At 72.7% G+C, this 11663-nt stretch carries 2 protein-coding genes; both read right to left on the minus strand.

Features of this window, described 5'->3' with window-relative positions:
- On the minus strand, nucleotides 1-5144 hold a 5144-nt coding region (locus ACFXB5_RS48900; protein ID WP_385221321.1), incomplete at its 3' end, for a type I polyketide synthase.
- A 42-nt stretch (nucleotides 5145-5186) separates the two neighbouring features.
- The coding region (locus tag ACFXB5_RS48905; RefSeq protein WP_385221323.1) for a type I polyketide synthase at nucleotides 5187-11663 on the minus strand (6477 nt) is incomplete at its 5' end.

Raw genomic sequence — 11663 nt, forward strand, 5'->3', positions numbered from 1 at the left:
AATACCGAGGGCAGCGTCAGTTGTTTATACGACACCGCCGCCGCAACAACCACCCCGCCCCCCCCGGCCGGGTCGACGGCGGCGGCCACCATCAGCGGGTTCGCGAACCGGCATGCGGCATCCAGCAAGGCCAGCCCGCGCTCGGACGACAACGGCCTCATTCCGCGCAGCCGCGTCAGATCCGACCGGCCCATATGCCCGGTCATCTCGCTGGCCTGCGCCCACAGCCCCCAGGCCAGGGAAAGTCCGGGCAGCCCGAGCGCCCGCCGATGGGCCACCAGCGCGTCGACAAACGCGTTCGCCGCCGCGTATCCGGCCTGGCCCGCGTTGCCCACGACTCCGGCGGCCGAGGAGAACATCACAAACATGCGGAGCGGAAGATCGGCGGTGGCGGTGTGCAGATGGCCGGCCGCCGTGGCCTTCGCCGCCCACACCCGCGCCATCTGTTCCCGCGTCTGCGAGGTGACCACCGCGTCATCCAGCAGCCCCGCCGCATGAATGACACCGGTCAGCGGATGCGCCGGGTCGATACCGGCCACCGCCCCGGCCACCGCGTCCGCGTCCGTGACATCCACCGCGGCGATGCGCACCCGCGCACCCAGATCGCTCAGCCGCTCGGCCAGCTCCGGTGCGCCGGGCGCGTCCGACCCACGTCGGCTGACCAGCACCAGACGCTTGACCTGCCACGTACGTACGAGATGCTCGGCCACCAGACCGCCCAGCAGACCCGTACCACCGGTGATCAGCACCGTGCCGTCCGGGTCGAGCCCACCAGGGGTCAGCCCGCCGGATTCCGCCTCGTCGGCACCGTCGGTGGCCCGCGCCCGCATCAGCCGGGGCACCATCAGCCCCTCGGTGCGCAGCGCCGCCTGTGGCTCATCCGCCCGTACGGCACGGACCACGGCATCCGCCACCTCACCCGCGGCCGGATCGATGGCCTGGTGAAGGTCGAGAAGGACGAACCGGTCCGGGTGTTCCGCCTGGGCACTCCGCAGCAGCCCCCAAAGCCCCGCGGCGGCCACATTCAGCTCTCCGTCGCCGGGATCCCCGCCTTCATCAGGGTCGCCGGTCGACACCGCGCCACGTGTCACCACCACCAACCGGGCTTCGGCCAGCCGTGGTTCGGCCAGCCACCCCTGCACCAACTCGAGCGCATGGCCGACGGCGGCCAAGCCATCAGCCGCCCTGGCCGCGGCTCCGGCGTCCGCCGGTCCACCGTCGGCAGGCAGGCAGGTCACGGCGAACGCGGGAGGTGGCGTACCGTCGTCGAGCGCGGCGACCAGCACGTCGAGACCCGGATGGCACACCACTCCCCCGCCGCCGAGTCCGGGCTCCTCGGCCAGGTGCAGCGCGTCCTCGCCCAGTACGACCCAGCCCATGGCGCCGGAGGCGTCCGCGTCCGGCATGTCGGGCATCGGGATCCAGTCCAGCGTGAACAGCCCGTCGACGCCACGCCCGCCCACGGATCGCAGCTGACGGGGGTCGGCGGGACGCATCGTCAGGGAGTCGACCGTGAGCACCGGGGCGCCCATGCCATCGGCCACGACCACCCGCAACCCGCGCTCCCCCGCCGCACCGTCCCGATGGGGCGAGAGCCGGACCCGGGCCGTGGTCGCCTCCGTGGCCCACAACGACACGCCGTTCCAGGCGAACGGCAGCCTCATCCCGGCATCGTCGGCCGACTCGATGTCGGCGGCGAGCAGCATGGGATGCAGGGCGGCGTCGAGCAGTGCCGGATGGATGCCGAATCCGTCCGCGTCCCCGGCCGCCTCGGGCAGCGCCACCTCGGCCAGCAGGTCCGCACCGTCCCGCCACACGGCGCGCACCCCTTGGAACGACGGCCCGTACGCATAGCCCGACGCCGCGGCATGCTCGTAGAAGTCCTCGACGTCCACCGGCTTAGCGCCCTCGGGAGGCCAGACTCCCGCCAACTCCTCGGCCACGCCCGGCGCGGCCGGCGGGCTCAGGACACCCTCCGCATGGGACTCCCAGTCCGGATCGGCACCGGGCTCGGCATCGCGGTCTGGCCGGGAGTACACCCGCACATCGCGCCGCCCGTCCTCGGCGGCCTCGCCCACCACGATCTGCACCCGCAGCCCGCCCGACTCCGGCAGCACCAACGGCACCTGCAGGGCGAGTTCCTCGATACCGCCACAGCCCGCCTCATCGGCCGCCCGCAGCGCCCACTCCACCAGCGCCGCGCCCGGCACCAGCGGCGCTCCCGCGACCACATGGTCACCGAGCCAGCCGTCGCCACCGGTGGCCGACACCCGTCCGGTCAGCACCAGCCCGCCATCGGCAAGGCCCACCGCCGCCCGCAACAACGGATGCTCCACCCGCTGCAGCCCCGCGGCACCCACATCACCGATCCCGCCGGTGGCGGTGGCCCAGTAGCGTTGACGCTGGAAGGCATACGTGGGCAGATCGACCGTACGAGGGGTGGGGTCACCCGGGAACACGGCCCTCCAGTCGACGTCGACCCCGGCGGTGAACGCCTGGGCGAGCGAGTGGAGGAGCTGGGCCCGGCCGCCGTGATCGCGGCGCAGGGTGGGCACGGTGACCGCCGGGATCTCGACTTCCTCGAAGGTCTCCTGCAGACCGAGGGTGAGCACGGGGTGCGTACTGGCCTCGATGAACACCCGGTGCCCGGCCACCAGCAGCGCCTGAACAGCATCGGTGAACCGCACCCGCTCACGGAGATTGGTCACCCAGTAGGCGGCGTCCAAGTCGGTGGTGACGGCACGGTCGCCGGTCACGGTCGAGTAGAACGCCGTATCCGAACCGGACGCATCGAGCGGACGGACGCCCTCCAGCACCCGCATCAACTCATCGCGGATCTCCTCCACCTGAGGGCCGTGCGAGGCGTAGTCCACCTCGATCAGCCGCGCCCGCTCCCCCGCGTCCTGGCACACGGCCACGACAGCGGCCACCTGCTCCGGCGGACCGGAAATCACGGTGGAGGAGGGCCCGTTCACGGCCGCCACACCCACACCAGTGGCCCGATCCCCAAGCCCGGACAGCAACTGCCCCGCCCGCTCCTGACCCACACCCAGCGACGCCATCGCCCCACCACCGGCCAACCGCCGCAACGCCCTGCTCCGCAACGCCACGACCCTCGCGCCATCCTCCAACGACAGCGCACCCGCGACAACAGCCGCCGCAATCTCACCCTGACTGTGGCCCACCACCGCCGCAGGACGTACGCCATGTCCAGCCCACACCGCGGCCAACGACACCATCACCGCCCACAACACCGGCTGCACCACATCCACCCGCCCCAAATCCGCCGCACCCTCCACCCCACGCAACACATCCGAGAGCGACCACTCCACAAACGGCGCCAGCGCCCGCTCACACTCCGCAACCCGCGCCGCGAACACCGGCGACGCTTCCAACAGCTCCGCACCCATCCCCACCCACTGCGAACCCTGACCGGGAAAGACCAGCACCGGCCCTACATCACCCGTCAACGCCGCCGCACCCGACTCCACCACACCCGGATGCGACACACCCCCCGCCAACGCCTCCACACCCGCCAACAACCCGGCCCGATCAGCACCCACCACCACCGCCCGATGCTCAAACACCGACCGCGCCGTAACCAACGACCACCCCACGTCAACCAACGAAAGCCCAGACGCACCCCCCACCCACTCACCCAACGCCGCAGCCTGCCCCCGCAACGCCTCCACACTCCGACCCGACACCACCCACGGCACCACCCCGCCCGCCTCGGAGGACGGCTCCGACGCATCCTCCTCAGGAGCCTGTTCCACGATCACATGCGCGTTGGTGCCGCTGATCCCGAAGGACGACACACCGGCCCGGCGCGGGCGCTCACCGTTCGGCCACTCCACCGGCTCGGTCAGCAGCCGTACACCGCCGCCGTCCCACTCCACATGCGGCGTCAGCTCCTCGGCGTGGAGGGTGGCCGGGAGTACGTCGTGCCGCAGGGCCATCACCATCTTGATGACACCGGCCACACCAGCCGCACCCTGCGTATGGCCGATGTTGGACTTCAGCGAGCCGAGCCACAGTGGCCGGTCCTCCGCCCGGTCGCGGCCGTACGTGGCGATCAGCGCATCGGCCTCGATCGGGTCGCCCAGCTTGGTGCCCGTGCCATGCGCCTCCACCGCGTCCACCTCGGACGGGGCCAGCCGGGCGCTGGCGAGGGCCTGGCGGATGACCCGCTGCTGGGAGGGGCCGTTCGGCGCGGTGAAGCCGTTGCTGGCGCCGTCCTGGTTGATGGCCGAGCCCCGGATCACCGCCAGCACCCGATGACCGTTGCGCCGGGCGTCGGACAGCCGCTCCAGCAGCACCAGGCCGACGCCTTCGCCCCATCCCGTTCCGTCGGCGTTCGCCGAGAACGCCTTGCACCGCCCGTCCGGGGACAGCCCCCGCTGCCGGGAGAAGCCGGTGAACACCTCGGGGGTGGTCATCACCGTCACCCCGCCGGCCAGGGCCAGGGCGCACTCCTCCTGCCGCAGTGCCTGGCAGGCCAGATGGATCGCGACCAGGGAGGACGAACACGCCGTCTCCACCGTGACGGCCGGTCCCTCCAGACCGAGGGTGTAGGACACCCGGCCCGAGAGCAGGCTCGGTGCGTTGCCCGCGTATCCCTCGGATCCCTTCTGCGGAAGGTCACCCGATGTGGTGCCGCCGGTGGTGGCCGTACCGGCGTAGACGCCCGTCCGGGAGCCCTTGAGGGACACCGGGTCGATTCCCGCCCGCTCGCATGCCTCCCAGGCGGTTTCCAGCAGCAGTCGCTGCTGGGGGCTGGTGGCGAGCGCCTCGCGCGGGCTGATGCCGAAGAACCGCGGGTCGAATCGGTCGGCGTCGTAGAGGAATCCGCCCCGGCGGACATACGTGGTGCCGGGGTGGTCCGGGTCCGGGTGGTAGAGGCTGTCGAGGTCCCAGCCGCGGTCGGTGGGGAAGTCCCCGATGGCGTCCACACCGCCCGCGACCAGCCGCCACAGGTCCTCGGGCGTGTTCACCCCGCCCGGGAACCGGCAGGCGATGCTCACGACCGCGATCGGCTCCTGGTATCGCTCCTCCACCTCACGCAAACGCTGGCGCGTATCGTGCAGATCCGCGGAAACGCGCTTGAGATACTCGACCAGCTTCTCTTCATTCACGTTCACCATGAGGTTTCACCCGGCCCTCAGCGGTCGTCGCGCCCGGCACATTCAGGACACGCCCAGTTCGTTGTCGATGAAGTCGAGGACCTGGGCCGCGGACGCGGACTCCAGCCTCTCCGCGGCGGTCATCTCTTCCTCCGCCGGCTTTCGTGTCGCCTTCCACTTCGCCAGCAGGCCTTCGAGCCGTGCCGTGACCGCCCCCGAGTCGTCGTCTTCCATCTCGAGGCCGATCAGGGTGGCTTCGAGCCTGGCCAGTTCGTTGAGGACCGGATCGGCGCCTCCACGGCCCCGTGTGGCGCCGACCGCCGGGGCGATGCGCTCCAGCAGGTAGTCGGCGAGCACGGCCGCGTCCGGATAGTCGAAGACGAGGGCGGCGGGCAGACGCAGACCGGTGGCGGCGGCGAGCCGGTTGCGCAGTTCGACGGCGGTCAACGAGTCGAAGCCCAGCTCCTTGAAGTTGGTGTCCGCCCGCACCGCTTCGGCTTCGGCGTGTCCGAGCACGGTGGCCACATGGCCACGGACCAACTGGAGGACGGCGCGGTGCTGTTCCGCGGCGGACAGGCCCGCCAGCCGGTCGGCCCAGTCGTCCGGCCGTGCGTCGGCTGCCGCCGCCGTACGCCGTGCCGCCGCGCCACCGGCGCCCGAGGCGGCGAGGGCGCGGAGCGTGGCGGGGAGCCCCTCGGTGGGCTGGGCGGCGAGGACACGGGTGTCCATATCCGCCGCGATCAGCTGGTGGCCGCCGTGCTCGGACGCCGCGTCGAGCAGCCGGAGGGCGTGGCCCGCGGCCATCGCGGTGACACCCGAGCGGGACATCCGGGCCAGGTCCGCGTCGGCGAGGCCACCGGTCATCTCGCTGGCCTCGGCCCACAGGCCCCACGCCACCGAGACCGTTGGCAGGCCCAGCGCCTGGCGGTGGGCCGCCAGCGCGTCGCAGAAGGCGTTGGCCGCCGCGTAGTTGGCCTGCCCCGGGCTGCCCATGACCCCGGCGGCCGACGAGAACAGCACGAACGCGCCCAGGCGCAGATGTGCCGTCGCGGTGTGCAGATGCGCCGCGGCAGTGGCCTTCGCCGCCCAGACCCGCGCCAGCCGCTCGGGAGTCTGCGCGGTGACGACCGCGTCGTCCAGCACACCCGCGGCATGGATGACCGCGGTCAGCGGATGCGCGGGATCGACCCCCGCCACCAGCTCGGCCACGGCTGTCGCGTCTGTGACATCGGCCGTGACAACGCGTACTCGCGCGCCCAAGGCGGTCAGCCGGGCGACGAGGTCCTGGGCGCCCGGCGCGTCCGGACCCCGGCGGCTCACCAGCAGCAGATGCCCGATTCGCCAGACCCGTACGAGGTGTTCGGCGACCAGGGCGCCCAGTGTGCCGGTGCCGCCGGTGATGAGCACCGTGCCGTCCGGGTCCACGGGGGCGGGGACGTCCAGGACCAGCTTGCCGGTGTGCTTGGCCTGGCCGAGATGGCGCAGCGCCTCACGTGTCCGGCTCAGCGGCCAGGTCCGCACCGGCAGCGGCGGCAGGGCTGCGGCGGCCTCGGTGACTTCGGTGGCCCTGGCACCCTCGGTGGCTCCGGCGGCCTCGGCCGCTCCGGTGGTTCCGATAGCTTCGATGGCACCGGTGGTGAACAGCTCGCCCAGTTCGCCCAGCATCCGGCCGATGTGTTCGGGTCCCGCGTCGGTGATCAGGTCGTAGATCTGGTACGCCACTCCCGGGTGCTCTTCCGCCACGCGCTCGGGGTCACGGAGGTCGGTCTTGCCCATCTCCATGAGTCGGCCACCGTCGGCCAGCAGCCGCAGGGAGGCGTCCACGAAGGGCCCGGCGAGGCTGTTGAGCACCACATCGACGCCACGTCCGCCCGTGGCCTCCCGGAACGCCTCCTCGAAGTCCAGATCGCGCGACGAGGCCCGATGGGCCGCGTCGACGCCCATCTCGTCCAGCACCCCGTGCTTGCCGGGGCTCGCCGTCGCGTAGACCTCCGCCCCCAGGTGGCGGGCGATCCGTAGGGCCGCCATGCCCACGCCGCCGGTCGCGGCATGGATCAGGACCGACTCCCCGGCCCGGAGCCCGGCCAGCTCCACGAGCCCGTACCAGGCGGTCAGGTACGCCACCGGCACCGCGGCCGCCTGCGGATAGGTCCACCCGGCGGGAATGGGCGTCACCATGCGGGCATCGGTCACGGCCGTCGGGCCGAACGCGCGGTCGAAGACCCCCATGACCCGGTCGCCCACGGCGAGCCCGGTCACTTCGGGGCCGATGTCCAGCACCACGCCGGCACCCTCGCCACCGAGCCCGGTCTGGCCCGGGACCATGCCCAAACTGATGAGTGCGTCGCGGAAGTTGATACCGGCCGCGTGCACCGCCACCCGCACCTGGTGCGGTCCGAGGGGCTCGAGCACCTCCGGGCATGGCACCGGCTTCACGTTCTCCACCGTGGCCGCGCCGGTCAGCTCCAGCCGCCATGCGGGCTGCCCCACCAGTGCGGCCACACCACCGCTGCTCACACCGCCGGCGCGCATCAGCCGGGGCACCCGGAGCCGCCCCGCCCGCACCGCGACCTGCGGCTCGTCCAGGTGCGCCGCACACGCCACCACGCTGCGCACACCCTCCGCGACCGGCTCGGCATCCGGGTCGAGATCGACCAGAAGGAACCGTCCCGGGTTCTCCGCCTGCGCACTGCGCACCAGCCCGCACACGGCGGCCCCGGCCATGTCCACGCCGCCGTCTCCGGAAGCCTCCGCTTCGGGTGCGTCGATCGCGACGGCCCCCCGCGTGACCACCACCAACCGGGCGTCGGCCAGCCGAGGTTCGGCCAGCCAGCCCCGCGCCAGCTCCAACGCCCACTCCGCGGCCGCCAGACCGTCGGCCGCCAGGTCTGTGCCGATGTGCCGCTCGGACGTGTCGCCGAGGGCGGGCAGATACGCGATGGCCACCGAGGGAACGGGGTCGCCACCGTCGAGGGCGGACACCAACGCCTCCAGATGCGGATGGCGTACCGCGTCCGGCACGATCGGCCCGCGCTCCCGCGGTCCCAGAACCACCCAACCGCCACCGTCCGCCGAATCCGGCTCCTGGCCTTCCGTTTCGGTGTCCGGTGCGGGAACGGGCAGCGGCGTCCACTCCAGGGTGAACAGCCCGTCCACCTGCGGCCCGCCGGAGGTCTGCAGCTGGTCGACGGCGGCCGGTCGCATCACCAGCGAGTCGACGGTCAGCACCGGACCGCCGACGGCGTCGACCACCTCGACCCGCAGCCCGCGCTCGCCCTCGGTGCCACCCGCCTCCTGCCGCTGGGGCGAGAGCCGGACCCGTACGGTCGTAGCGCCGCCCGCCCACAGTGACACGCCGTTCCAGGCGAACGGCAGCCACACCCGGCCGTCGTCGTGGTCCTCCTCGGGCCGGTCCAGGAGGAACGCCGGATGCAGCGCGGCATCCAGCAGCGCCGGGTGGATACCGAACCCCTCCGGGTCTCCGGCGGCCTCGGGCAGTGCCACTTCGGCGAGTACATCGGCGCCGTCCCGCCATACCGCCCGCAGTCCACGGAACGACGGCCCGTACGCGTATCCGGACACCTCGGCGCGCTCGTAGAACCCGTCGAGCCGTACGGGCTCCGCGCCCACCGGAGGCCACGCCCGCCCTGGCCCGTCCACCGGCCCCCGCGCGGGGCCCTGTGGAGACGGCGGGCCCAGGATGCCCTCGGCGTGGCATACCCAGCCCGGGTCGGCGCCGGGCTCGACATCGCGGTCGGGCCGGGAGTACACCCGCACATCGCGCCGCCCGTCCTCGGTGGCCACGCCGACGACCACCTGGACGCGCAACCCGCCCGACGCGGGGAGGACGAGCGGGATCTGGAGCGCCAACTCCTCCACCCCGCCGCAACCCGCCTCGTCGGCTGCCCGCAGTGCCCACTCCACCAGCGCCGCGCCCGGCGCCAGCACGGCGCCCGCCATCACATGCTCGGCCAGCCAGTCCCCGGCACCCCCGGCGCCCCCGGCCGAGATCCGGCCGGTCAGCACCAGCCCGCCATCGGCGAGCCCGACGGCCGCCGGCAGATGTGGGTGCTCGACGCGCTGTAGCCCGGCGGCCCCCATGTCCCCGACGCCACCGCCCGCCGCCAGCCAGTACCGCTCGCGCTGGAAGGCGTACGTCGGCAGATCGACCGTCCGGGGCGCCGGATCGGCGGGGAACCAGCGGGCCCAGTCGACATCGGTGCCATGGGTGTGCAGTTGAGCGAGGGTGTGGCCGAGCGTGTGGGCATCGGGCCGTTTACGGCTCAGGGTGGCGGCCACCAGCGGGCTCGGCCGCCCGGTCCCGCCCTCGCCCTCGTCGGTGTCGGCCGTCGCCTCGTCGGCGGCGAGGTGCTGAAGGGTGTGCTGGGTCGCGGTGGCCAGGACGGGGTCGGGGCCGAGCTCGAGGAAGACACCCGTGTCGGGCGCGATATGAGCGACGGCGGGGTGGAATCGCACGGGCCGGCGGATGTGCCGCACCCAGTAGTCCGGTGTGGCCAATTCCTCGGCGGCCGGCTCCCCGGTGAGGTTGCTGAGCACCGGGAGGGTGGGCCGGTGGAAGGTCAGGCCATCGATGGCCTGCGCGAACGGCTCCAGGATGGGATCCATCAGCGGGGAGTGGAAGGCGTGGCTGACCGTCAGTGTCCTGGTCTTGCGGCCCTTCGCCGCCCAGGTGGCACGGATGTCGGCGACCAGCTCGATCGGACCGGAGACCACGGTGTTGCCGGGGGTGTTCAGGGCGGCGATGCCCATCTGGCCGTCGTAGGCCGCCAGATCCTCGGCGAGTTCCTCGGCGGTGGCGGCGATGGTGGCCATGCCTCCGCCGGTGGGGAGTTGGCCCATGAGCGTGGCGCGGGCGGCCACGAGTCGGCAGGCGTCGGGAAGGTCGAAGACCCCGGCGACATGGGCCGCGGCGATCTCGCCGATCGAATGCCCGATGACGGCGTCGGGGCGTACGCCGAACGAGTCCAGCAGCCGTGCCAAGGCGATGTGCAGCGCGAACAGCCCCGCCTGGGCGTAGGTGGTGTGGTCCAACAGCCCCGGCCGCTCGGCCACACCGTGGAAGACCACGTCGCGGAGGGGATGTTCCAGGTGGGGGTCGAGCAGCCCGCAGACCTCGTCGAACGCGGTGGCGAACACCGGGAACCGGTCGTACAGCCCGGCCCCCATCCCCTGGCGCTGGCTGCCCTGACCGCTGAAGAGCCACACCGTCTTGCCCGCCGCCGCTCCGCTGCCGGGGAGCACCACACCCGGATGGGGTTCGCCGGTGGCCAGCGCCTCTACAGCGGCCAGCAGCTCGGCTCGGTCATCGGCCAACGCCACCGCCCGGTGCTCGAAGAGCGACCGGGTGGTCGCGAGCGACCAGCCCACCTCGACCATCGACATCTCCGGGTACCCGGCCACCCGTTCGGCCAGCGCGGCGGCCTGGCCACGCAGTGCCTCCGCGCTCCGAGCGGACAGCGACCATGGGACGGCCGGTAGGTGGTCGGGGGAGGCCACGGGCTCGGTCGCGACGCGCTCGACCGTCTCGGGGGCCTGCTCAAGAAGGAGATGGGCATTGGTGCCGGAGGCACCGAAGGAGGACACCCCGGCCCGGCGCGGTCGCTCGTCGTCGGGCCATCCCACCGGCTCGGTCAGCAGACGCACCGCACCGCTCTCCCAGTCCACATGGGGAGTGGGTTCGTCAATGTGCAGGGAGGCGGGCATCGTTCCGTGCCGGATCGCCTGCACCATCTTGATGACGCCCGCGACACCCGCCGCCGCCTGGGCGTGGCCGATGTTGGACTTGATCGAGCCGAGCAGCAGCGGCTGCTCGGCGGGGCGTTCCTGACCGTAGGTGGCCAGGAGCGCCTGCGCCTCGATCGGGTCACCCAGCGTGGTACCCGTACCGTGTGCCTCCACCGCGTCGACGTCGGACGGCGACAGACCGGCGCTCGCCAGGGCCTGCCGGATCACCCGCTGTTGGGAGGGGCCGTTGGGCGCGGTGAGCCCGTTGGACGCACCGTCCTGGTTGACGGCGGAGCCACGGATCACGGCCAGGACGTCATGACCGTTGCGGCGGGCGTCCGACAGCCGTTCCAGCAGCAGAACGCCCACGCCTTCGCTCCAGCCGGTGCCATCGGCCGCAGCGGCGAAGGGCTTGCAGCGGCCGTCGGGGGCCAGACCGCGCTGGCGGGAGAAACCGGTGAACACATCCGGGGTGGCCATCACCGTGACGCCACCGGCCAGGGCCAGGGTGCACTCCCCCTGCCGCAACGCCTGCGCCGCGAGATGCATCGCCACCAACGACGACGAACACGCCGTATCCACCGTCACGGCGGGGCCCTCGAAGCCCAGCGTGTACGCCACCCGACCCGAGACCACACTGCCCGAGCTGGCCAGCATGGCGTAGCCCTCCAGCCGCGCGTCGCCGCCGCTGAGCCCGGCGGCGTAGTCGTGGTACATCACGCCCGCGTAGACACCGGTCGGGCTGCCCTTCAACGACACCGGGTCGATCCCCGCCCGCTCCAGCACCTCCCACGA

The organism is Streptomyces sp. NPDC059455 (assembly GCF_042750115.1).
GTDB lineage: Bacteria > Actinomycetota > Actinomycetes > Streptomycetales > Streptomycetaceae > Streptomyces > Streptomyces endocoffeicus.